Source organism: Methylomonas sp. BW4-1 (genome assembly GCF_052474385.1).
On the sequence record NZ_CP184125.1, the window covers coordinates 5,096,074 to 5,118,023 of the forward strand.

Below are 21,950 nucleotides of genomic sequence, written 5' to 3' on the forward strand. Positions count from 1 at the left end.
ACCGCTTGCTTGGTATCCGAAGACCCTTGTCGGCTGAAAGGCTGGCAAGGGTTTTTATTTAGCGGGCGAGGGCCGGTTCCAGTTGCTACCTGAGCTGTTGTCGCTGTTTTGAGTGTCAGCATCAAAACAATGGATATGGCGGCGAATAAAATAAACTGTGTTATATGATCTGTTTTTAGTGAGTCATTTGCCGCATAAATGGGTGGTTGTAGTGGCGTATTTGATGATGTGTTGTATTAATTGATTGATAAAAAAGCACAATTGTATTTAGGGTTATAAATTGCTTATATCTACAAATGGTTGTTTTAAAGTGTGTGAGATCACCAGAAACTGTTGGTGTTTTAAATAGCGCTTTTGCCGACAATTAGTCCTTAGCAAGAACAAACCGCATACCTTCGCAATTTTTAAACCTATGAAACACGCAAAAATCAAACTTGGCGCCAAGCCCTATTTAATGGGGGCAATGCTGCTTACTGTGTTGCCGGGAGTCTCGGCGACCGAAGATGGCAAGGCAGACAACAAAACCGGTAGTAATCAAACCGCAGTATTGCCGGAAATGACGGTTACCGCCGAAAGCGGAAAAGCCGCTACGCAAACGGCTACCGAAAAATACAAATTGCCTGCTGTTACCGAAAGCGTTACCCGCGAGAAGATGGAAGATACCATCAACGTAATGAACACTGAGGATGCCATCAAGTATTTGCCTAATATCCTGGTGCGCAAACGTTATATCGGCGACAAGGAAATGCCCGTGGCTATGCGTACTTCCGGGACCGGTTCCAGTGCGCGCAGCTTGATTTATGCGGACGGCATTTTGCTATCGTCGTTGCTGGGCAATAACAACAGCATGACCGGTTCGCCGCGCTGGAATATGGTCTCACCGTCAGAAATTGAGCGGGTTGATGTGATGTACGGACCGTTTTCCGCAGCCTACGGCGGAAACTCGATAGGCGGTGTCGTTGATATTACGACGCGGATGCCTGAGAAATTCGAGGCTGGCGGCGGCGTGCAGTCTACTTGGCAAGAATACGATGTTTACGGCCATACCGATGTCTATGACTCCCAGCAGTACACGGCCAATCTGGGTAGCCGACACGGCGACTTTTCCTGGCGCTTTGACGTCAGTCATTTGGATGCGCACAGCCAGCCTATCAGTTATACATATCTTCCCACTAGTTCCGGCACGGGTGGCGTACCCGTTACCGGCGCCGTCGGCGATGTCGATAGAAGCGGCTCCCAAAGAATCTTTGCCATAGGCGAAGGCAATATCAGGCATACGGTGCAGGATAATTTTAAGTGGAAACTGGCTTACGACATTACGCCCACGCTAAAAGCCTCCTACACATTGGGTTTGTGGCAAAACGACGAAAGCGGGGGCTTCAATAGCTACTTGCGCAGTGCCACTACCGGAGCGCCGGTTAATAGCGGCCTAATCAATATGAACGGTCGAAACTATAATCTGGGTTCGACGTTTGCCGAGAACGATTACCAGCAGATGCATTGGTCGCACGGTATGGCTCTAAAATCGAACACCGGCGGTATTTTCGATTGGGAACTGACCGGCAGTGTGATCAATTATGGTCAGGATGAGCAACGCGCGCCCACTGTTGCGCCCAATCTCGCCGCAGCAGGCGGTGCGGGAACTCTTACCAGCCTAAACGACACCGGTTGGCATACTGTGGATGCTAAAGGTATATGGCGTCCGGATTCCGCATGGGGACCGCATCATGTCAGCTTTGGGTTTCATCATGATCTTTACGAATTAAACAACCAACAATATGTAACCTCCAATTGGATCTACGGTGCACCAGTCCGCTTAAATACCAATTCGCAAGGCAAGACCGAAACCAACGCGGTCTGGATTCAAGACGCATGGACATTTGATCCGGATTGGACGCTGACCTTGGGCGGACGTTTGGAGAACTGGAACGCCTTCGATGGCACTAACACCGGTTCAAACGGCAGAACGATCAATCAGTCTAACCGTAGCGATTTAAGATTTTCGCCAAAAGCCTCGCTGGCCTGGAAGCCGACTGATAGCTGGAAATTTACCAGCTCTATTGCTCAGGCTTACCGTTTCCCAACGGTGACGGAACTGTTCCAGGGTACCAATATCACCGTCAGCGGCACCTCAAATATTGTGAATCCCAATCCAACGCTAAAGCCTGAAGAGGCATTGTCTTCCGAGCTTTCCGCGCAATATTTTCTGAGCGAAGGTTCGTTGCGTTTGAGCTTATTCCACGAAAAAGTCTACGATGCCATCTACAGTCAAACGACTTTCAGTCCTGTCACTAACTCGACATTATCGTATGCGCAGAACATCGACCAGATCAGCACCTACGGATGGGAGTTTTCCGGCGAGCACAGTAATGTCGTTATCGATGGCCTGGATTTGTCGGGTAACGTGACCTGGGCGAATTCGCGCATCGATAAAAATGCGGCCCTGCCTGCGTCTGTCGGCAAGTATCAGCCCAGAGTGCCGGAGTGGCGCGCTAGTGCCACGGCCACATATCATGTGACTAAAGATTTTACGTCCTCTATCAGTGGACGCTATAGCAGTCAACAATATGGGCAAATCGATAACAGCGACGTCAATCCGGATACTTATACCGGCACCGGCAGCGCGTTTTTCGTTGTGGATACCCGTGCCAAATATCAACTGACCAAGCAACTGACGCTTTCAGCAGGTATCGACAATATTACCAACGAAAAATATTGGCTGTTCCACGTGTTTCCGCAGCGCACCTATATCGCAGAATTGAAATTTAACTATTAAGCGGTTATTAAATGTATTCAACCAGGATAGGCAGAGCTCATCTAATCCTGGTCGTGCGTTAAATGACACAGTTTAATTTTTCCCGGTCAAACGGGTAAAAATGTTCGTAACTTTCCGGACACTTACTAAAAGACGATGATGAAATTTCAACTTCCTTTGGCAATGGTTGCCTCGTTGATTTTGACTGCATGTGCCAACGAGCCGATCACAAGTAAGCAAGGCGCTGAGGCAGCTAAGCTTGAACAGCATACCGACCAAAAAGCATTGTGCGCTGATCTGCAAACCAGTCCGGCAATTGGATGTTCCGAGACGGTCACCGCGACTTTCGACAATAGCGGCGTGCTGTGGTTGGCTTGGGTGGTTCGCGATCATATCTATGTGCAATCGTCTACCGATAAAGGTCGGAGCTTTTCCTCACCGGTTGCGGTAAACGCCGAGCCGGAAGCTATTGCTGCGCGCGGTGAATACCGGCCAAAAATCAAACTCGATGCGCAAGGCAATATCTACCTGACCTGGACCCAAAATTTGGAAAAACGCCATACTGGCAACATTCGCTTCAGTCGCTCGACGGACGGCGGAAAAAGTTTTTCCAAGCCGGTGACGGTCAACGACAATCTGGACGTAATCGGCCACCGTTTCGATGCGTTGGCGGTGGGGAAGAATGGCGAGATTTTTGTGGCTTGGCTGGATGCGCGCGACAAGGAAAAAGCCAAGGCCGCTAAGCAAGAGTTTGCAGGTACTGCCGTGTATTACGCCTGGTCGGACAATGGCGGCAAAAGCTTCTATCCCAACAAAACCGTGGCACCGCATAGCTGTGAATGCTGCCGTTTGGGTGTAGAAATAGATGCCGACAATTTGCCGGTGGTGCTGTGGCGGCATGTTTATGAAGGCAATATCCGCGATCATGCGCTGGTTAAATTTAAGGATTGGCACACCCCTGGAGCGGTGCAGCGCGTCAGCCAAGAAAACTGGAAAATCGATGCTTGTCCGCATCATGGCCCGGCCTTATCAGTTGCCGACAATGGCGTTTACCATTCGGTATGGTTCAGCGGAGCCGCTGATAAACAAGGCTTGTTTTACGGCCACTCCAAGGATGGCGGCCTAAGTTATTCGCCGGCCTACCATTTCGGCAATCAAGGCGCCAAACATCCCAACGTGTTTGCCAAGGGCGAGCAGGTAGTGGTGGTCTGGTCGGAATTCGACGGCAGCCATAATCTGTTGCAGTTGATTAAGTCTAATGATGGCGGACTGAGTTGGTCGCAACCCGAAGTCGTGGCTAAAACGGCGGAAAGCGCGGACGATGCTTTTCTGTTGAGCGATGGTGAGAGTGTTTTTCTATCCTGGCAAACCGCGCAGGGTTATCAATTCAAGCCGATTTAGGTTTTAGTGATCCAAAGCCATCCCGCTAGTGGCGCGGGATGGCTTTGGCTGAACGGCTCTTCAATTTCCGATCAGTTTCAACTCGGCTTCCCGATATTTTTCCGCGCATTTTCTGCTAACTTCTTCCGGCAATTTCGGACCAGGCGCGGTTTTGTTCCAATCCAAGGTTTCCAGATAATCGCGTAGATATTGTTTGTCGAAGCTAGGCGGGCTGATGCCGACTTGATATTGCTCGACCGGCCAAAAGCGCGAGGAATCGGGGGTCAACGCTTCGTCGATCAAGTATAGGGTGCCGTCTTCGTCCAGGCCAAATTCGAATTTGGTATCGGCGATGATGATGCCGCGTTCGCGAGCGTAATCAGACCGCGGTTGTGTAGAGCTGCAAACTGGCGTCGCGCACTTTGTCGGCCAGTTCCTCTCCCATTAACGCTACCGTATCGGCGAAGCTGATGTTTTCGTCATGGGTGCCCATTTCGGCCTTGCTGGACGGCGTGTAAATCGGCTGCGGCAATTGTTGCGCCTGTTGCAAGCCGGCCGGCAATTCGATACCGCACACCGAGCCGCTGTTTTGATAATCCTTCCAACCCGAGCCAATCAGGTAGCCGCGCACGATGGCTTCCACCGGTAGCGGTTTCAGGCGTTTGACGATGATGGCCCGGCCTTCCACTTGCGCTCTTAAATCAGGGTCGGGAATCACGTCTGCTAGCGTCAAATCGTCGCTTAAATGATTGGGAATAATATCGCGCATTTTTTCGAACCAAAAATTACTCACTGTAGTCAACACGCGGCCTTTGCCGGGAATCGGATCGGGCATGATCACGTCGAACGCCGACATCCGGTCGGAGGTGACGATCAGCAAATGCTTATCGTCTATTTCGTACATGTCGCGGACTTTGCCGCGGCCGAGCAATTTCAAATGCGGCAGGGAAGATTCGTAAAGTGCGGCGGGGGCATTCATAATACGTGTGTGGAGTCAGTGAAAAGTGGCTGCAATTTTATCATTAAACCTGTTGAGGGTAGGAAACGCATGAGTTGGCTGGGCAAGTTGGTAGGTGGGGCGTTTGGATTTATGTTGGGTGGGCCGTTGGGGGCGATTTTCGGTGCGTCGGTAGGGCATCAGTTCGATGCCGGACTGGACGGGATGGCCGGCGAGTCATTTAATCCCGGCGATCAGCAGCGCGTGCAAATGGCGTTTTTCACCGCCACTTTCGCGGTGATGGGCCATGTCGCCAAGGCCGACGGGCGGGTTTCCAATGAGGAAATCGGGCTGGCTAAACGGGTGATGGACAATATGGAACTCAGTGCCGAGCTGCGCGAAGCCGCTATTCAACTGTTTCAGCAGGGCAAGCAGGTCGATTTTCCGTTGACGGAAGTGCTGCGGCAATTTCGGGTGGAATGTCATCGCCGGACTAATCTGGTGCGGATGTTCGTGGAAATCCAGATTCAAGCGGCGTTTGCCGACGGCGTTTACGATGCCAAGGAAGAAAAGCTGTTACTGGATATTTGCGCGCAACTGGGCGTATCGCGTTTTGAATATCAGATCATCAAAGGCCAAGTACAGGCGCAACATCGTTTTCAGCAGTCGGGCGAGCAGTTTCACGCGGCCAAAGCCGGCTCGTCAAAACTGGAAGATGCTTATGCGGTGTTAGGCATCTCCGCGACGGCGGACGATGCTGAAGTGAAAAAAGCCTATCGGCGCCTGATGAGTCAGCACCATCCGGACAAGTTGGTGGCCAAAGGTTTACCTGAGGAAATGATGCAGATGGCCAAGCAAAAGACTCAGCAAATCAGGAAAGCCTACGAAACGATACGTGAAGCAAGAGGATTTTAAAAAGAGCCCGCCAGCCACGGAGGCGGCTGACGGGCTTGAAATAAACAGATTAACTGCTTAACAACGAGGGAGGTACAACAAAACTTAAGCGCGAAACGAGTCGCTAAAATCCAGATTGCTGGCGATGGTTGCAGCGCCGAATAGCATGGTGGAGATGATGAACTCGCCAGACATGAAGCCAAACACGCCGGTGGTGAAAAACAGGCCGGTGAGTACGTCTTTATACAGATTGTTCGATTTGTTCATTTTTGCTCCTAGACTGAATACAGTCGATACCAATGAAGACGACTTTAATATAAGCTTTATTTTTTTATTTACAATGCCGGCAATAGTGGATTGCTTGTTTCTTTTTGGGAAACAATATTGAAATAAAGCTGTCATCTAGGCTTGTTATAAGCTTGTTTAATCCAGGAAGGCGTTGAGCGCGGGTAGATTGCTCTTGGGGAGTTTGACGGTTAACCTGACCGAATCGGAAAAATCCTGACCGATAATGCTGCCGTCCAGTTTTTTTAACTGGTATTCCAGCGCTTGTAGTCGGTGGTAATCCAGATTCAATGTCAGCTCGGCGAATTCAATGTATTCGACAATGTCGGCAGCTTCTATGACTTGCTTGGCGACATTGCCGTAGGCGCGGGTCAAGCCGCCCGCGCCCAGCTTCACCCCACCAAAATAGCGAATCACCGCCACCACCAGATTGATCAGTTGCTTGCCTTCCAGATGCTGAAAGATCGGCTTACCGGCGGTGCCGCTGGGTTCGCCGGCATCGTGAAAACGGCAGATCAGACCGTCCGGCGATTGGATGCGATAAGCGTAAACGATATGGCTGGCGTCGGGGAAGCGTTGATGCAAATCCTTTAATAACAACAAAGCTTCGCGCTCGGTCTGGCAGGGGCTGATGATGCCGATGAAGCGGGATTTCTTGATGATCTCCTCGACTTCACAAGTCTTGACGACGACACGCACCTTACAATAGCCCGGTAATTGCCGGATACTGGCTCAATAGATGCTCGCGAAACGCTTCGATTTGCGCTTCGTCGTTACGCCGTTCGCGCGGAATGTTGACCGGAATATCGCTGATGATCCGCATCGGCGGCGGCGATAGAAAAATCAGGCGGTCTGCTAGCGCAATCGCCTCGCGCAGGTCGTGGCTGACGAAAAGTACTGTATGCGGCCGCTGTTGCCACAGTGAATACAACAGATTTCTGACCTGCCGGGCGCTGGGCGCATCCAGCGAGACGAAGGGTTCGTCCATCAGCAGAATGTCCGGATTAATGGCGAAGGCGCGGATGATGGCGACTCGCCGCTGCATGCCCAGCGACAAGCGCTCCGGATAAACCTGCTGCACGTCGCTCAGTTGCATGTCTGCCAATAACGAATCGATCAAGGCGGCGGGCGGCGTTTCCTCGAATACCACTTCGATATTCTGCCGGACGGTATACCAGGGCAGTAATCTAGGATTCTGAAACACATAACCAATTCTGGCAGTTGTAGCTTGGCGGCCTATTTGAATTTGGCCCTGATAGTGACTATCCAGTCCGGCAATCATATTCAGCAAAGTGGTTTTACCGCAGCCGGACGGGCCGAGCAGGCAGACGAATTCGTTGCGGCCCACGCCGAGTTGTAAATCGGCAATCGCTTGGTGTTGGCGGTCTTCGGCATGCCCAGAGCGATAAGTTTTATCCTGGATGCTGATGGTAATATCGTTCATCGCCGCCACCGTAAAGCCTTGCGGTCCAGCGGCCGTAGCAACAGCCATTCGATCAGTTGGATGACTGCAACGAAGGCAAAGGTATAAGCCAGCAGGCTGGCGACATCGAACAATTGAAAAAACAGATGCAGCTGATAGCCCATCCCGTTGCTGCGGCCGAGCAACTCCACGACCAAAATGATTTTCCAGATCAGCGCCAGACCGGAGCGCGTGGCCGCCATCACGAACGGATGCAATTGCGGCCAGATCACATGCGCCAAGGTTTTTCTGCGGTCGAAACGGTAGCTTGCAGCCATTTCCAATAAATCCTTGTCCAGTGCCCGCGTGCCTTCACGGATGGTGACAATCACATTCGGCAGTTTATTGATGACCACGGCCAGAATCGCCGCCGATTCGGCCAATCCGAACCAGACGTAGCAAAGGATGATGGTGACCAGCGCAGGAATGTTCAGGAAGATTACCAACCAGTGATCGAAGAACGCATCGAGGGTTTTGTTGTTACCCAGCGTCACCCCTATCGCGCAGCCCAATACCATCGCAATCGAGAAGCTGACCAGCAGCCGCAGCAGCGTAACCCCTAAATGGTAGGGTAGTTCGCCGGATTGAGTTGCTTGCCAAAATACCTGGGCGACCTGGAGCGGATAGGGTAATGTTGGGCTGTGGACCAAGCCAGCCGCCAGCTGCCAGATGCCTAGCAGCGCTAACAGCGATAGCAGTGTGACGGCAGACTGGTTAAGTTTAAAAGTGCCCGTCAACATTAGTCAGCCGACCAGAACGTCCCCGCTTGTATTTGCGCCGATTGGCCGGTCAGCTTGTTATTGCTGAGTTGATGCAGCATGGCGTAGATTTTTGCGGCGGCGCTTTGCTGAGTGGCGCCCCATTGTTCAACGCGGCCTTGGCAGTAACGCTCCCGGAGTTTTTGTTGTTCTTTCGGACTGGTCGCGTCGGTGAGCGGCACAATTTTCTGCCATTCCGCATCGGAACTGCACAGGGTGTCGTGAGCTTGCTTGCCGAGACTCAAGAATTGTTTGAACGCCGCTTTATGTTGATCGGCCCAGTCCTGTTTGAACACATAGCCGATGCTGGGCACTGTCTCGCTAATGCCGAGTTGGCGGATGATCTCCTCGCCGCTCAACAGCGCCCGGTAACCTTGCGCTTCAAGATGCGCGGCAAATTGCCAGAAGGTCAGCAAGGCATCGACGCGCTTTTCCAGTAGTTGCTGGCTCAGTAATGGCGGCGCGCCGTAGATTTTTTCCACACCGGTATTCAGGTCCACATGCTGTTGCTGTCCCAGCGCTTGTAACAGCAGCCAGTTCTTATCCAGCTCGCCACCGGCTATGCCCAGTTTTTTACCTTTTAAATCGGCCAGCGACTTGATCGGGCTATCGGCCGGTACCAGCAATACGCCGGAGGTATCGGAAAACGGGTAAAAACTCAAATTGGTGCCGGTGCTGCGCATGCTGGACGTCCAGATCCAGTCGGAGACGATCACATCGACTGAGCCAGCTTGCAGCGCAACCTTACCGGCTTGCTGATTGGCAACCGCGATGTTTTCCACGTTGAATTTTGCATTGTCCAGTAGTCCTTGGTTGCGCATCGCCGCCAGCTCCCAGTTTAAGGTGCCGGCGGCCATAGCGCCTATGCGGATGGTGGGTTTTTCATCGGCGTTGGCAAATTGCGGCAATAAAGCGGCAATGGCAAACAGGCAAGTTTTTATATTCATCTGCAAAGTCCCTAGTCGGATGGTTAACGCAACGATTTTAACGCAGCCGCCCCCAATACGAGAATGTTTGTCGGATTTGTCTGGAGCGGAATGCGTTGTCCAAGGTTTAAGGGCAAACCGTTTGACCGATATTCCCAAAAGCCCGAGGCCACTAGACCACACGAGTAACCAGGGGTTCCGGCATGGCGGGGCTGGGAGGAATTTAGGGCCTAGGTTAAAACAGCTGATTGGCAAGCTGCGCTACCGCCGCAAAATCGGCCTTTCGGCAAGGCATGCTGATAGCGCTGGGCTTACCGATTCTGGAATATTAAAAGCTGTGGCGTAGACATTTCCCGTGGCTTAACAGCCTAGGATGCAGTGGGAAGTAATCTGTCTTCCCGCTCAAATCTGGCAGCGGCTACCGGCCGGCCGGTGTAATAGCCTTGGTAGGATAGGCAGCCTTTATCACGTAAGAAGATCATTTGTTCCTGGTTTTCCACGCCCTCGGCAATCACGTGTAAACCTAAGTTTTTAGCCATATTGATAATGGTCTCCACAATTACCGCGTCGTTGGGGTCGCTGGCGATGTCGCGGACGAAACTCTGATCGATCTTTAATTGGCTGATGGGCAATTTTTTTAAATAAGACAGTGAGGAATAGCCGATACCGAAATCGTCGATGGAGGTTTTTACGCCCAGGGTTTGCAAATCGCGCATTTTTTCCACGGTGTCGTCTATGTCGCTGATCACGCAGCCTTCGGTCAGTTCGATGACCAGACGCTCAGCCGGCAGTTCGGCGTCGATCAAAATGCGTTTTACTTGGTCGACAAAATCGGCCTGGCGGAATTGCCGGGAACTGACGTTGACCGCCACATGATGAATAGGCAGGTTCTGCGCGTCCCACACTTTGATTTGCCGGCAGGCCTCGCGCATCACCCATTCGCCTATCGGCAAAATCAGCTGGGTATCTTCGGCAATGGGGATAAATTCCGCCGGGGAGATCATGCCCTTTTCCGGATGCTGCCAGCGGATTAGCGCTTCGGCGCTGATTACTTTGCCGAGGTGATCGACCTGAGCCTGATAGTGCAGTAAAAACTGCCGCTGTTTCAGCGCCTGACGAATCTCTTTTTCCAAGGTTAAACGGCGGTCGGCCGTTTCCTGCATCGACGGACGGTAAAAACTGATGCCGTTACGGCCGCTTTCCTTGGCCCGGTACATCGCCGTATCCGCCTGTTGGATGACCGCTTCAGGCTGTTCGGCCACCTCGGGAAACAGGGTCACGCCTATGCTGGTGGAAAAGTGATGTTCGCTGCCCTGAACCGTGAAAGGTTGATTGATGGTGTGCAGGATTTTTTCCGCCAGCATCGCCGCGTGACTGGTCGCTTGCGACAGTTGCGAGTAACGGCCAGGCACCATCACGATAAATTCGTCGCCACCCAGCCGGCAAGCGGTGTCTTCGTCGCGGATAATGGATTTGAGGCGTTGGGCAACCTGGATCAGCAATTCGTCGCCCACTTGATGGCCGCGCGAATCGTTAAGGGTTTTGAAGTGATCCAAATCCAGAAAAAACAGCGAACCGTAATAACTTTGGCGTTTGGCGGCAGCGATCTCCTGTTTCAGGCGGTCCAGCAGCAAACGCCGGTTCGGCAAGCCGGTCAGCGGGTCGTAAAATGCCAGTTCATGGATTTCCCGCTCGGCGGCTTTTTTCTCGCTGATGTCGGAAAAAATCGCCACATAATTGAGCAGGCGATCCTGTTCGTCCCTCACGCCGGTCACCGTCAGCCATTCCGGAAACACGTCGCCGTTTTTGCGCCGATTAAAAATTTCGCCCTGCCATTGGTTATCCTTGGCCAAGGCTTGGGTCAAAGTTTGAATAAATCCGGGAGCTTGATGGGTCGACGACAGAAAATCCGGTTGCCGGCCAATCACTTCTTCCGCGCTATAACCGGTGATTTTGTTAAAAGCATTGTTGACGCGCAAAATTGCCCCATTGGCATCGGTGACGATAATGGCCTCGTGCGACTGGAATGTGGTTGCGGCGATGCGGAGTTCGTTTTCCTGCTGTTTACGGCGTTCGATCTCGGTATTCAGCGCTTGGTTGCTACGCAGCAAATCGCGGGTTTTTAGGGCCACTAAATCTTCGATGCGGGCGGTGCGTCCGCTCATCAGCATTAAACCGAAGCTGGTCAGGCCGCAGAGCAAAAAGCTTCCGGACAACAGCCACCAAACCGTCCAGGGATTTTGTTGCGTATAAAACTCCGGCAGCGGTTTATATTCAAGCGTCCAATTCCGGTCGGCGACCGCCAGCGCTTGCCGCTTGCTTGGAAGGAAATAATGCGTTTTCGATTCAATGCCTTCGGGAGTGCTGCGGTATAACAGCTGGTCTTGATCATAGATCGCTACCGACAAACGTGTGCTTTGTAAGCGTCCGGACAGTTCCTGAATCTCGTTGCTTAATTTAAAAACATTCGAGACCAATCCGACAAAAAACTGTTGACGCTGGGCGCTGGTGTTTAGCGATTTTCCTTTGAGATAAATCGGGGAGTAGATGGCGAAACAGGGCTGTTTGTCGTCGCAGACCATGCCGTCAGTCACCACCGTTTCGCCGGAATTAATCGCTTTTTGGATTGCCGCTAATAGTTTTGGGTTGCTGGCAACGTCGAAACCAATGTTTTGCTGGTTGCCGAAGGCGTAAGCAATGGGTAAATAAACATTCCGCTTACCAGCTGGTATCAATTGCTGATTGCGGTTGCGCTCGTGAATGGTGGTTTCTGTCTGTTGTTCGAATGCGCTACGGTCTTCGGCATTGACTCTGGGTATCCATTCCAGTGCCTCCAGCTCGGGATGTTTGCTGAAAATGGTATGGGCAAATAGCCTGAACTCGTTGGGATTGACCGATTCCGAGCTGTCGAACAAGGCTTTCAATAACTGATTATTCAGAATATCGTCGCTGAAATGTTCCTGGAGGTTGGTATGGGTCAGATTAATCTGGTTGTCGAATAGCCCATTGAGGCGTTGATTTTCCAGATTGCGGCTGTAGACGAAGGCGATGACCACCAACAATAGCGAAATCGATAACGGATAGGCCACGAATTTTTGCCGTTGCCGCCAGATATGCCGCGGGGTACCGATAAACAACAGTAGCAAGGGCGCGAAGATCACCGTACCTATTGCATCGCCTATCCACCAGGTACACCAGTTCAGGCCGATTTCTTCCGCATCGATGGTGTCGAAAATGTACAGAAAACTGGTGCCGACGCTAGCCGATATTAAGCAACTGGCAATTGCCAGCAAGAAAAACCAGACGACATGCCGATCTTCCATCAACGGATTGTGTCTGCCAATCCAGCGGTTGATCAGGGACGCTCCGAGTAAGGGCTGGGCGATGGCGCCGACGCTGGCTGCGGCGCCTACCCAAATCGGTGTAAACCAATCTTCCGGGGTGGCCAGATCGCCAAAAGCGTAAATTTGCGTGCCCAAGCTGCCGATGATCAGACCCGGCAATAATTTGGGGCCATAACCAAGCAGCGCGGCTAAAGCGATACCCGCTGACGGCCAGATTGGGCTGGCATGGCTGGGCTGCATCGCCAGCATATGCCCGAGATAGCCGCCGATAAAATAGGCCAGGGCCAAGGCGCTGTTCAGCAGAAAAAATCTAAAAGCTGTCGGCATGATTAAACAGGCGGACTCTGATTCTCACCGAGGCTGGGCGAAGCAGTCGCTTTAGTGAGTTGCGGGCAACAGAACGCCATTCTCGACATCCATGCTAAATGCTTTGCCAAAGCCGGCGACATATTGGCCGCGCAAAGGCGTCAGTGCCAGTAAATGAAAATCCGCTAGGGAGCGTAAAACCGCGACTGTTTCGCCGAACCGCTGTTGCAGCTTATCTAACAACTGGGTATATGCTGCGTGGGTTTTGTCGATTTCACCAACCTCACATTCGATTATCAAACGGCGTCTGGCAAACGGGTTGACCGCTTCGGCCTCGGGTTCGATAAACATGATGGATGCTTGACGTTGGCGCAGCATATTGCCGGTATGCCGGGCCAATTGGCTGACGTAGATGTAATAAGTATTTTGGTAATCCAGAAACGGCGCATAGCTGACTTCGGCTGTCCCGAGCTCGGAACTGCTGGCGATTATCAGGCTTTGGCTGTTGGCAATTAAAGTCCGGTAATCGGCGGCTAGCGGTTCGGAACTCATGGTGTTGTGGTAGCAGTCAGTTGCGCGTGGCGGAAGCAATCGACGGTGTGATCATTGACCATGCCCACCGCCTGCATATAAGCATAGCAGATGGTTTTGCCGACGAATTTAAAGCCGCGTTTTTGCAGGTCTTTGCACATGCTGGCCGATTCCGGGGAATAGGCCGGTATTTGACTATGGCTCAGCCAACTATTTTGCCGGGTTTCGCCATCCACAAAGCGCCAAATGTACTGATCGAAACCGCCGAATTCCTGTTGTACCCTTAAAAAAGCCTGGGCGTTGCTTACCGCGGATTCAATTTTCAGGCGGTTCTTGACGATGCCGGGATTTTGCAGCAATGACGCCAGTTTTTTGTGATCGTAAGCGGCGACCTTAAGCGGATCAAAATGATCGAAAGCGGCGCGATAAGCCTCGCGTTTATCGAGAATGGTTCGCCAACTGAGGCCGGCTTGTGCGCCTTCCAGCACCAGAAACTCGAACAGCTTTTGCTCGTCGTGCAGCGGTACGCCCCATTCGTGATCGTGATAATGCTCTTCGTTGGAGCTATTCAGCGCCCACACGCATTTGCCTGGCATCAGTCTTTTTTCATCAGGTTTTTCAAATCGGCGAAGGGATTGAAGGTGGCAGCAGGCGCTTTGCCTTCTGAAGTAGCTTTGCCGCCGTAACGCACGTGCTCTTCAAAACGTTGATGTTCGTTGTCGTGGCAATACAGGCACAGCAACTCCCAATTGCTGCCGTCGGGCGGATTGTGGTCGTGATCGTGATTGATGTGGTGGACCGTCAATTCGCGCAGGTTTTTATGATCGAATTCTCTTGAGCAGCGTCCGCATATCCAGGGATAGAGTTTTAAGGCTTGCTCGCGGTAGCCTTTTTCCCGCTCTTCCTTGTAGCGCCGGGCTTCGGCGACGATGTGATAAGCTTTGTTATCCGACATGAGGTCCTCCGTTTGTCAGCCGCCGGTGGCGTTCATGTGCCGCAAAATAACCGGCTGTTCGTGAATATTGAATTCGTGTTTTTCCGGTTTGATTTGCATGGCCTCGACGATGGCTTGTTTCAACATCGATTTGTCGCCGGGGTGGTCTCTCACAACCTGTTTCAGATCCACCGAATGTTCGTTGCCCAAGCAGAGCAATAAACGGCCCTCGGCGGTCAGGCGCACCCTGTTGCAACTACCGCAGAAATTGGCGCTGTGCGGCGAGATAAAACCCACTTTACTAGCGCTGCCCGCCACCCGGTAATAAGCCGATGGCCCGCCGGTCGAGTCGGCGACGGCTTCCAGCGTAAAGCGCTGTTGCAAATCCTGCCTGATCAAATCGCTGGGATAAAAAGCGTCGCCGCGATGATGGTTGTCCACCGCACCCAGCGGCATTTCCTCGATAAAACTGATGTCTATGCCACGCTCGACGGCAAACTGCACCAGATCGCAGACTTCCTGGTGGTTGCGGTTTTTCAGTATCACCGCGTTGAGTTTGATGCGCTGAAAGCCGGCGGTTCGGGCTTTTTCTATGCCTTTCAGCACTTGCTGCAAATCGCCGGTTCGGGTTAGCTCCCTGAATTTGACCGGGTCCAGGGTGTCCAGGCTGATGTTGATGCGTTTCACGCCGGCGGCTTTCAAGTCATCGGCCATTTCGGCCAGATGCGAGCCGTTGCTGGTCATTACCAGTTCATTCAAACCCGGTACGCGCCCCAAGTCTTGCATTAAGCCTAACGCACCTTTACGCACTAGCGGTTCGCCGCCGGTAATCCTGATTTTGCCGACACCTAGTTCGACGAAGGTTTCGCAGATAAAGCGGATTTCCTCTAGGCTAAGAATATGGCTGCGCGGCAGAAACGTCATGTCCTCGGCCATACAGTAAACGCAACGAAAATCGCAGCGGTCGGTAATCGATACCCGCAGGTAGTTGACCACTCTGCCAAAGCGGTCTATCAGTTGCAACGGTTTGCTAGGCGCCATTACATTCGAACAGAAAAAATAAAGGAAGAAAATAGTAACACAGCACCGCGCTGTGTCATCGCCGATTGCGTAAAGAGTTGACTTGATGTGAGAAGTTCCAGGACGGGACGGCGCCAAATAGTCTGGTTAAGATTTAAAGCTGTACCGACGGCTATTACCAGTTTCTCTCTTGATTTGATCATGACTGGATCCTCGTGGCTGATGAGATGGAACAGGGCGTGGTTTAATCGGCAATAACCGGGGCGGGCGGGCAGCAACGGTATTCTTGCGACTTTTCCAGCAATTCGATTTGCTTGCGCAGCAAATCATTTTCCAGTTGCATGCGTTCTTTTAGTAAAGGTTCGCAGACGTCGCATTCGTCCAAACAACCCTTGACGATAATGCCGGGGGTAGGCAATGAAAATTCCATTTCGAACTCGATGGTTTGCTTGGTTTCTTGGGAAACCTTGCCATCTTTGTCGATCAGGTTTTTTGCCAGCAATTGGCTGTCGACTTCTTTTATCGCTTTGGCTCTAGTCTCCGCATCCAATGGAACGCCGAAATTTTGGTTAGTTCTGAACGGCGAAACCGTATCCTGATTAATGTTGCTGGCCGTCTCGCGGGCATTTAGGCTGACCGCTTTTAGTGCGCTGGTGGCTGGAATATCCTGAGGAACCAAGGCTATCGGTAGGCGCGTGCCGCCGGGTTGCAGCAACCCGCCTATCGGTGCGTTATCGTCCAGTACCCGTCTTTCTATCGCAACCAACTCGAATTTGATTTTTTGCTTTTTATTGAGCCGATAAAACAAATAAGACACGGCGTGGCATTTATTAAAATTGGTAAATTCGCGCGCTGATGCCTCGAAATGGTCTTCCGATTCTCCCTCGATATGTGTACGGCTGCTGACTTCGCCAATGGAAAGCGAATAAGCTTTGTGGGTAGCGCTGACGGCTTGCGAAGCCGAACTCTGTACATGCGTTCTTTGTTGATTCAGATAATCGGCGATTGAACTGCTATTGTGGTTCCCACTGGCATTGGTACTGGCGCTGGCGCTTAAACTAAAAGGATTGATACTGCCGTCGGCATCCCCGTGGAAATCCCAATGGCCCTCTGATGAATTGGACGCATGCCCCGATTGGGCGGCGGATGAATCGGCCAGGTATTTTTGGGTGGCCGTCATAAAATATTGGTCTTCGGAAATTTGTTCGCTGCGATAACTTAGCTTTGTCTCGCTGTCGTAACTGAAGCGGCTTCTTCTGTCCGTTGTGGATAAGCGGACCTTTTCGCCCGGTAGCAGCGTAGTGCTGTAAACAGGATCGCCTAAAGTCAATCCCAGGGTGCAGCGCGAGTATTTAAAATGCAGAATGACTTCCACATTGACGCTGCGGCGGTTGTTGGCGGCTAGCGCTGTCGGATAAGTCAGCACCCGGCTAAAATTGATTACGTCGCAGTGGTCGTCTTTAATTAAGTCAGGGTAGCATGGAATGGCTGATGCGTTTTGAGTTTCCATAGTCGTTCTCCGTCATGAGTGGTTAAGTGTTTGGGGCATGACGAATTTATAACTGCGGCAGTCTGGCGTCTGTGACTTAATACCTTGAGAACCAGTGCATCAGTTCACCCCCTCTATCATTTCCGGGGGTGTTGAAACGCTTAGTTGGCCCCGACATTCAAAGGAATCGAACCGGTCAGTTGGTTGCGTTTTGAGAGCTTAATGGCTCAGCTGGGCGTGAATCTGCAATATTAGATGATCGGCAGTCTTAGAGATTGACTTTCCGCGCACGTCAACGCTTGTTGATCGAGATTTTCGCAAACGGGTATTGGTTTGAATCTGCTGGATGGGCCTAGGTTAGGATGTGGCGTACGGCTCTAGTTTGCACAGAAAGTGTTTTTGCTTCCTTAGCTTCTCGACTCATTGGTCAGACGACGTAGTAGCGCCAATACCGCCGCTTCTATCTGCGGCAAGGCCTCGCTCGGATGGACGTCTTCTATATCGTCTACCTGCCAGTATTCCACGCGATCCACCCAGTTTGGGAAGCGGCTATGCAGCAAGGGTTGATGCTCGGTTAGCTTCAAGGCGATGATGTGGCGGGCGGCGGCCAAGTCCTGCTCGGTCAGTGCAAGCGGCGCGCGGACGGGCTCGATGGGGATCTCCCGCAAAGCCAAGCCATGCCGGGTATGCGGCGAAATCGGCCCGGCATCGTCTTTCAGCAGCTCGATAGCCAGCCCGCGCGAAAACGCCCGCCACGGCAGGGCATAACCTGGCGCATGATGATTGAACAAATACTCGGCAAACCGGCTGCGGTAGTAGTTGCCGGTGCAGAGGAATAGGACTTGGGAGTGAGTGTTTGTCATAAAACTCCTTTTGGCGAGGCTGTTTGCATGAGAGCAGGCAGTAAAGAATTTGTTTGAGTCATTATAATCGTGATACCGTATGTGGTATGTTTGAGATTGTACTGGATACCAATGTTCTGTTCGCCGGCTTGTATTCCGCTAACGGCGCATCCTTTAAATTGCTGGAGCTTTTAGCCGGTGGGCAGTTGCAAACAACCATATCGACACCGCTTTTGTTCGAGTATGAGGACGTTTTGAAACGCAACCGTTCCATGCTGCAACTGACCGATGCTGAAGTAGACATAGTACTCGATAACTTGTGCGCGTTTAGCCGTCATCAAAAGGTGTATTTTTTATGGCGACCTTATTTGCCGGACCCGAAAGATGATTTAGTCTTGGAGTTGGCCGTTGCTGCCCGAGTAAACGCCATTGTTACCCATAATTTAAAAGATTTTGCCCGTATCGAAAAATTCGGCGTCGAAGCCATCACGCCAAAAACCTTGCTGGAGCGTCTACCATGAGTGCATTAAGTCTGAGATTGCCCGATTCCATACACCGCCACATCAAGGAACTGGCGAGTAAGGAAGGTGTATCGATCAATCAATTTATTGCCAGCGCCGTTGCCGAAAAAGTCTCGGCTATCGCCACCGAAGACTACCTGCAGGCCCGAGCCGAACGAGCCGACAAAGCCGCTTTCCAGACCATTTTGGCCAAGGTACCCAAACGTGAGCCGTTGGTGGGGGATGAGTTTTAGCGTTGGCGGGCATCATAGGCAGATAGAGCTGTTTCTGTAGAAAGTACTACGAGCTGGGGCTGATTGATTGGATCGATGACTTAAATCTGCTGAATGACTAAGCTTTTATATTTAGCTTAAGTTGACGGCATTCGTCTAGCGCTGATTTAACCCAACAATTCCGAGAGTGTTTGCCCTTTATGAAGCCTTTTCTAAATACGACCGTCAAGGCAGTCTTCGACGGCTATCCTCCGGAAATTCTCCGGAAAATGCTGGTGCTTCGCGAAGCGATCTTTGCTGTGGCGGCTAGCGAGGGTGTCGGACAACTTGAGGAAACTTTAAAGTGGAGCGAGCCTGCTTACATGACCGCCGAAACCGGATGTGGCAGTACGATCAGAATGGCATGGAAGAAAGACAAGCCGTCCCAATACGCCATGTATTTCATCTGTACGACGAATTTGGTTGAAACCTTTCGGACGCTTTTTCCGCACCAGTTTAAATACGAAGGCAATCGGGCGATTGTCTTTCAAGAAACCGAAGACGTCGACATGGATAGCCTGTCAATTTGTATCGCTATGGCCTTGATCTATCATCGGAACAAGCGACGAAAGCAACCGTAGGTGCTGAGCCGGCTTCAGGTTTCTTCGCCAAGAGTATTTCAACTTGCAGTTAGAGAAGGTAGGTGTTGCCTTAGAAATCCACCAATCCGCGCCTCCAGCCAATACGCCGGCCTGAACAATCCTCCGCTCACAAATCCCACATGCCCGCCGCCGGCGCACACTTCCAGTTGCACCTGGTCGGATAATTCCGTGGCGGTCGGCAATACTCGTTCGGTCATGAACGGATCGTCCCTGGCTTGCAAAATTAAAGTTGGAACGCGGATATGCTTTAAAAATTGCCGGGAACTGCTGCGCCGGTAGTAATCGTGGGCGTCTTTAAAACCGTGCAGGCCGGCCACGACTTTGTCGTCGTATTGCCAGAACGATTTGATGCCGGAAAGATCGCCTAATTCTGCGATCCGTTCGGCTTGTTCGTGTTGGCCGATGCCTTGCAAATGCTTGAGCTTGACGCGCATGTACTGTTTCAACTCGCGCAGTAAATAGTCGCGATAGAGTTTTGAGAAACCACGATCAAGCTTGTCGGCGCATTCGTTTAACAACAACGGCACGGATACCGCCACTGCCGCCGATAACCCAATCTTATCGCCTTGTTCGCCCAGCCATTTTAATAAGACGTTGCCGCCCAGGGAAAAACCTATCGCCGCCATCGCCCGGTCCGGAAAACGCTGGCGCAAGGTCTTATATAAAAAATCGATATCCTCGGTTTCGCCGGAGTGATAGCAGCGCGCCATCCGGTTCATCTCGCCGCTGCACCCACGAAAATTCAGCGCCACGCTGGCAAAGCCGGCGGCCAGCAAACTGTGTTGTAAACCCTTGATGTAACCGGAACGGCTGCTGCCGGCCAGGCCGTGCAACAGAATCACCAGCGGCCGGCCGCCGTTATCGACCCAATCGATGTCCAGAAAGTCGCCGTCCGACGTGTCCAGCCGCTCGCGGCGGATGCCGGCCGGTGGCGAGATGCGCCGCAAAAACGCCGGATAGATCGTCTGCAAATGCGGGCTGTTCAGCCACCAGGCCGGGCGGAAGGCGTTGTGCATGATTGTGGACCTGCTTTATAGTAGTGGTTGGGCGATGGTTTGGAAGAGGAATATACCTTTTGTACCGCCAAACGCCAGCGCGCCTTTGCAGCGGATGTATTGCTCTTATCCGCCTGAGATTTTCCAAATCATTTCCAACCCTGTTTCACTGTTCTTGATGAGTCGGCCCATTCCTATTGCCAAAACACCGGTTAAAACTGTCCCGCCTAGCCGGGCAAAAGCCGGTGCGGGGCGTAAGCCGGGCAAACCGCGCCGCAAAGCCAAATCTCTGCGCAAACCAAAGTGGTGGCTGATGGTTGTGGAAGGCTTGGCGTTGATGATTGCCGCTGTACTGGCGACGATGTTCGTACTCGGTTACTCGGCCAGTTGGCTATCCGGCCCCGGTTTTTTTACCAGTTTGCTGCCGTTCGCGATTGGCGTGGTGATCTTGATGTTGGCGGCGGCGGCGCTGTTGCTGGCCTGGTCGCGCTTGCGCGGCTGGTTGCATGGCCGATTGGATTATTTACCCGCCGCGTTGGCCGTGGTGCTGGCCGCTTCGACCGGTTGGTTTGTGATGCACGGTGGCTACACCCAAGTTTTTACGCATTTTCGCACCTTGGTCGGCGGCAAGCAGGAAGCCGAAAAAGTCACCCTGGCGCATCAAGTGTACGCGGCTTATCGGCGCCACGGCATAGGCGGGTTGCAAAAAATGATGGTGCGCGCTGATGCCTTCAATCCGGCAATCGAGGATGCGGCCAAGGCTTTTGATGTCGATGTCAATTTGCTACAAGGCATCGCCGCGACCGAGTCCTCGTTTATGCCGCGCGACAGTTTTGATGGCGGCAAAGGCTTGTTTCAGATTACCGCCGTGCCCAAAGCCATTACCCGCGAAGCTGCCGACGAACTAGACGTGGAGGAATTGCAAGTCAACGATCCCAGGCATAACGCCTTTGTCGCCGCCGCTACCTTTAAACATTATCTGCAAGAAATGAACGGCGATTTGTTTTTAGGCCTGCTGGCTTACAACATTGGGCCGCGCAACGGCGGCTTGCGTTTTATCATGCAGCAATACGGCGCTACCGATTTTGTGACCATGCAACCCTACCTGCAAACTCTGCCGCGCGACTACCCGATTCGGGTATTGTCTTATGCCTTGGCTTTCAAGCTATATCAGAAGGACGGCAAGCTGCTGGCCTATGAAGAAGGCGATAACGCCATGCGGATTCAGCAGATGGGGATCCCCGGTTTGTAGGTTTGCTGCCTGGTTCTGGCCTCTAGCGGGTAGCCGTCGGGTAGCCGTAACAGTCAGGAAAATTTAACGATAATATCCTGTTGGATATGGCGCACCCTGTGATGGAGCTTTTCCGACTTAACCGGGATGTGTCGCAATGGATCATGCTGGCGCATCACAAATTCACGAATCGCTTCATCGTTCCAGGACTGATGGTTGTCATGCACCATACGCAATACAGCATTCAATTTATTGGCGGTGTAAATCACATCGTCTTCGTTATCGTCATAATCCGAGTGTATCAAATCTTTTATGGCGTACTTAACTTGAGCAAGGGCATTATTGGCATCGAATGATGTGGCCTGTCTCATGATTATTTCTCCGGCTTTCAGTTTGTGTTGGCGGCTACTATCTCCTCAGGTCCTTAAATTAAACTTAATAAATGACGATTGAACGACATGCTGCCGACAGCATCGAGAAAATAGTC

At 52.0% G+C, this 21,950-nt stretch carries 21 protein-coding genes and 1 pseudogene; 7 read left to right on the forward strand and 15 right to left on the reverse strand.

What is annotated here, in order from left to right; genetic code table 11:
- Nucleotides 1–412 precede the first annotated feature (412 nt).
- On the forward strand, nt 413–2,776 hold the full coding sequence (locus tag ACH5Y9_RS23730; RefSeq protein WP_445367808.1) for a TonB-dependent receptor: 2,364 nt from the start codon (nt 413–415) through the stop codon (nt 2,774–2,776).
- Between the two features lie 135 nt (nt 2,777–2,911).
- Nucleotides 2,912–4,156 carry a sialidase family protein gene (locus ACH5Y9_RS23735; protein WP_445367809.1) on the forward strand — a complete coding sequence of 415 codons (1,245 nt, stop codon included), beginning with the start codon at nt 2,912–2,914 and terminating at the stop codon, nt 4,154–4,156.
- Between the two features lie 60 nt (nt 4,157–4,216).
- On the opposite strand, the pseudogene ACH5Y9_RS23740 reads toward ACH5Y9_RS23735, so the two are convergent.
- Nucleotides 4,217–5,114: pseudogene (locus ACH5Y9_RS23740) on the reverse strand (phosphoribosylaminoimidazolesuccinocarboxamide synthase).
- Nucleotides 5,115–5,183: 69 nt separating this feature from the next.
- Here ACH5Y9_RS23740 and djlA point away from each other — a divergent pair.
- The gene (gene djlA / locus ACH5Y9_RS23745) at nt 5,184–5,987 is read left to right on the forward strand and encodes a co-chaperone DjlA (RefSeq protein WP_445367810.1); all 804 of its coding nucleotides are present in this window, start codon (nt 5,184–5,186) and stop codon (nt 5,985–5,987) included.
- An 84-nt stretch (nt 5,988–6,071) separates the two neighbouring features.
- On the opposite strand, the gene ACH5Y9_RS23750 is transcribed toward djlA, so the two are convergent.
- The 12 genes from ACH5Y9_RS23750 to ACH5Y9_RS23805 all read right to left on the reverse strand — a co-directional run bounded on the left by ACH5Y9_RS23750 (nt 6,072) and on the right by ACH5Y9_RS23805 (nt 17,884).
- On the reverse strand, nt 6,072–6,233 hold the full coding sequence (locus tag ACH5Y9_RS23750) for a hypothetical protein (RefSeq protein ID WP_020483539.1): 162 nt from the start codon (nt 6,231–6,233) through the stop codon (nt 6,072–6,074).
- Between the two features lie 156 nt (nt 6,234–6,389).
- A complete protein-coding gene (locus ACH5Y9_RS23755) occupies nt 6,390–6,950 on the reverse strand; it encodes a YigZ family protein (protein WP_445367811.1) in 561 nt (186 codons plus the stop codon).
- Between the two features lies 1 nt (nt 6,951).
- Nucleotides 6,952–7,695, reverse strand: coding sequence for an ABC transporter ATP-binding protein (locus tag ACH5Y9_RS23760; protein ID WP_445369921.1), 744 nt, complete (start codon nt 7,693–7,695; stop codon nt 6,952–6,954).
- Complete coding sequence (locus tag ACH5Y9_RS23765) at nt 7,692–8,453, reverse strand: ABC transporter permease (protein WP_445367812.1); 762 nt, start codon at nt 8,451–8,453, stop codon at nt 7,692–7,694. Before ACH5Y9_RS23765 ends, ACH5Y9_RS23760 begins: the two co-directional genes overlap by 4 nt.
- A complete protein-coding gene (locus ACH5Y9_RS23770) occupies nt 8,453–9,418 on the reverse strand; it encodes an ABC transporter substrate-binding protein (protein WP_445367813.1) in 966 nt (321 codons plus the stop codon). Before ACH5Y9_RS23770 ends, ACH5Y9_RS23765 begins: the two co-directional genes overlap by 1 nt.
- A 347-nt stretch (nt 9,419–9,765) precedes the next feature.
- Nucleotides 9,766–13,068 (reverse strand): EAL domain-containing protein, encoded by a 3,303-nt coding sequence (locus tag ACH5Y9_RS23775; protein ID WP_445367814.1) that lies wholly within the window; start codon nt 13,066–13,068, stop codon nt 9,766–9,768.
- 51 nt (nt 13,069–13,119) lie between these two features.
- Nucleotides 13,120–13,599, reverse strand: coding sequence for a HugZ family pyridoxamine 5'-phosphate oxidase (locus tag ACH5Y9_RS23780; RefSeq protein ID WP_445367815.1), 480 nt, complete (start codon nt 13,597–13,599; stop codon nt 13,120–13,122).
- Nucleotides 13,596–14,174 (reverse strand): DNA-3-methyladenine glycosylase I, encoded by a 579-nt coding sequence (locus ACH5Y9_RS23785; protein WP_445367816.1) that lies wholly within the window; start codon nt 14,172–14,174, stop codon nt 13,596–13,598. Before ACH5Y9_RS23785 ends, ACH5Y9_RS23780 begins: the two co-directional genes overlap by 4 nt.
- Nucleotides 14,174–14,533, reverse strand: coding sequence for a YajD family HNH nuclease (locus ACH5Y9_RS23790; RefSeq protein ID WP_033157754.1), 360 nt, complete (start codon nt 14,531–14,533; stop codon nt 14,174–14,176). Before ACH5Y9_RS23790 ends, ACH5Y9_RS23785 begins: the two co-directional genes overlap by 1 nt.
- 15 nt (nt 14,534–14,548) lie before the next feature.
- Nucleotides 14,549–15,553 (reverse strand): GTP 3',8-cyclase MoaA, encoded by a 1,005-nt coding sequence (gene moaA, locus ACH5Y9_RS23795; protein ID WP_445367817.1) that lies wholly within the window; start codon nt 15,551–15,553, stop codon nt 14,549–14,551.
- A gap of 223 nt (nt 15,554–15,776) precedes the next feature.
- Nucleotides 15,777–17,042, reverse strand: a complete 1,266-nt coding sequence (locus ACH5Y9_RS23800; protein WP_445367818.1) for a hypothetical protein — start codon at nt 17,040–17,042, stop codon at nt 15,777–15,779.
- A 386-nt stretch (nt 17,043–17,428) separates the two neighbouring features.
- Nucleotides 17,429–17,884, reverse strand: coding sequence for a low molecular weight phosphatase family protein (locus tag ACH5Y9_RS23805; protein WP_445367819.1), 456 nt, complete (start codon nt 17,882–17,884; stop codon nt 17,429–17,431).
- Nucleotides 17,885–17,970: 86 nt separating this feature from the next.
- Here ACH5Y9_RS23805 and ACH5Y9_RS23810 point away from each other — a divergent pair, with 86 nt between their 5' ends.
- The 3 genes from ACH5Y9_RS23810 (at nt 17,971) to ACH5Y9_RS23820 (ending at nt 19,216) form a co-directional block, all read left to right on the forward strand.
- Entirely contained in the window at nt 17,971–18,384 is a 414-nt protein-coding gene (locus ACH5Y9_RS23810) for a putative toxin-antitoxin system toxin component, PIN family (protein WP_445367820.1), read from the forward strand.
- The gene (locus tag ACH5Y9_RS23815) at nt 18,381–18,617 is read left to right on the forward strand and encodes a toxin-antitoxin system HicB family antitoxin (protein WP_026603172.1); all 237 of its coding nucleotides are present in this window, start codon (nt 18,381–18,383) and stop codon (nt 18,615–18,617) included. Before ACH5Y9_RS23810 ends, ACH5Y9_RS23815 begins: the two co-directional genes overlap by 4 nt.
- Nucleotides 18,618–18,796: 179 nt before the next feature.
- Entirely contained in the window at nt 18,797–19,216 is a 420-nt protein-coding gene (locus tag ACH5Y9_RS23820) for a DUF1801 domain-containing protein (RefSeq protein WP_445367821.1), read from the forward strand.
- Between the two features lie 38 nt (nt 19,217–19,254).
- Here the strand turns inward: ACH5Y9_RS23820 and ACH5Y9_RS23825 are convergent, their stop codons facing one another.
- Nucleotides 19,255–20,253 carry a hydrolase gene (locus tag ACH5Y9_RS23825; protein ID WP_445367822.1) on the reverse strand — a complete coding sequence of 333 codons (999 nt, stop codon included), beginning with the start codon at nt 20,251–20,253 and terminating at the stop codon, nt 19,255–19,257.
- Between ACH5Y9_RS23825 and ACH5Y9_RS23830 the strand changes: the two genes are divergently transcribed.
- Nucleotides 20,252–21,484 (forward strand): transglycosylase SLT domain-containing protein, encoded by a 1,233-nt coding sequence (locus ACH5Y9_RS23830; protein ID WP_445367823.1) that lies wholly within the window; start codon nt 20,252–20,254, stop codon nt 21,482–21,484. The two genes, ACH5Y9_RS23825 and ACH5Y9_RS23830, sit on opposite strands and share 2 nt — an antisense overlap.
- A gap of 53 nt (nt 21,485–21,537) precedes the next feature.
- Here ACH5Y9_RS23830 and ACH5Y9_RS23835 read toward each other — a convergent pair whose 3' ends face one another.
- A complete protein-coding gene (locus ACH5Y9_RS23835; RefSeq protein ID WP_033157761.1) occupies nt 21,538–21,834 on the reverse strand; it encodes a hypothetical protein in 297 nt (98 codons plus the stop codon).
- Between the last annotated feature and the right edge of the window lie 116 nt (nt 21,835–21,950).

Bases quoted from the DNA above. Each gene is read 5' to 3' on its own strand.
- ACH5Y9_RS23730 (WP_445367808.1), top strand. From the start codon at position 413: ATGAAACACGCAAAAATCAAACTTGGCGCCAAGCCCTATTTAATGGGG.
- ACH5Y9_RS23735 (WP_445367809.1), top strand. From the start codon at position 2,912: ATGATGAAATTTCAACTTCCTTTGGCAATGGTTGCCTCGTTGATTTTG.
- djlA (WP_445367810.1), top strand. From the start codon at position 5,184: ATGAGTTGGCTGGGCAAGTTGGTAGGTGGGGCGTTTGGATTTATGTTG.
- ACH5Y9_RS23750 (WP_020483539.1), bottom strand. From the start codon at position 6,233: ATGAACAAATCGAACAATCTGTATAAAGACGTACTCACCGGCCTGTTT.
- ACH5Y9_RS23760 (WP_445369921.1), bottom strand. From the start codon at position 7,695: ATGAACGATATTACCATCAGCATCCAGGATAAAACTTATCGCTCTGGG.
- ACH5Y9_RS23765 (WP_445367812.1), bottom strand. From the start codon at position 8,453: ATGTTGACGGGCACTTTTAAACTTAACCAGTCTGCCGTCACACTGCTA.
- ACH5Y9_RS23770 (WP_445367813.1), bottom strand. From the start codon at position 9,418: ATGAATATAAAAACTTGCCTGTTTGCCATTGCCGCTTTATTGCCGCAA.
- ACH5Y9_RS23775 (WP_445367814.1), bottom strand. From the start codon at position 13,068: ATGCCGACAGCTTTTAGATTTTTTCTGCTGAACAGCGCCTTGGCCCTG.
- ACH5Y9_RS23780 (WP_445367815.1), bottom strand. From the start codon at position 13,599: ATGAGTTCCGAACCGCTAGCCGCCGATTACCGGACTTTAATTGCCAAC.
- ACH5Y9_RS23785 (WP_445367816.1), bottom strand. From the start codon at position 14,174: ATGCCAGGCAAATGCGTGTGGGCGCTGAATAGCTCCAACGAAGAGCAT.
- ACH5Y9_RS23790 (WP_033157754.1), bottom strand. From the start codon at position 14,533: ATGTCGGATAACAAAGCTTATCACATCGTCGCCGAAGCCCGGCGCTAC.
- moaA (WP_445367817.1), bottom strand. From the start codon at position 15,553: ATGGCGCCTAGCAAACCGTTGCAACTGATAGACCGCTTTGGCAGAGTG.
- ACH5Y9_RS23800 (WP_445367818.1), bottom strand. From the start codon at position 17,042: ATGGAAACTCAAAACGCATCAGCCATTCCATGCTACCCTGACTTAATT.
- ACH5Y9_RS23805 (WP_445367819.1), bottom strand. From the start codon at position 17,884: ATGACAAACACTCACTCCCAAGTCCTATTCCTCTGCACCGGCAACTAC.
- ACH5Y9_RS23810 (WP_445367820.1), top strand. From the start codon at position 17,971: ATGTTTGAGATTGTACTGGATACCAATGTTCTGTTCGCCGGCTTGTAT.
- ACH5Y9_RS23815 (WP_026603172.1), top strand. From the start codon at position 18,381: ATGAGTGCATTAAGTCTGAGATTGCCCGATTCCATACACCGCCACATC.
- ACH5Y9_RS23820 (WP_445367821.1), top strand. From the start codon at position 18,797: ATGAAGCCTTTTCTAAATACGACCGTCAAGGCAGTCTTCGACGGCTAT.
- ACH5Y9_RS23830 (WP_445367823.1), top strand. From the start codon at position 20,252: ATGATTGTGGACCTGCTTTATAGTAGTGGTTGGGCGATGGTTTGGAAG.
- ACH5Y9_RS23825 (WP_445367822.1), bottom strand. From the start codon at position 20,253: ATGCACAACGCCTTCCGCCCGGCCTGGTGGCTGAACAGCCCGCATTTG.
- ACH5Y9_RS23835 (WP_033157761.1), bottom strand. From the start codon at position 21,834: ATGAGACAGGCCACATCATTCGATGCCAATAATGCCCTTGCTCAAGTT.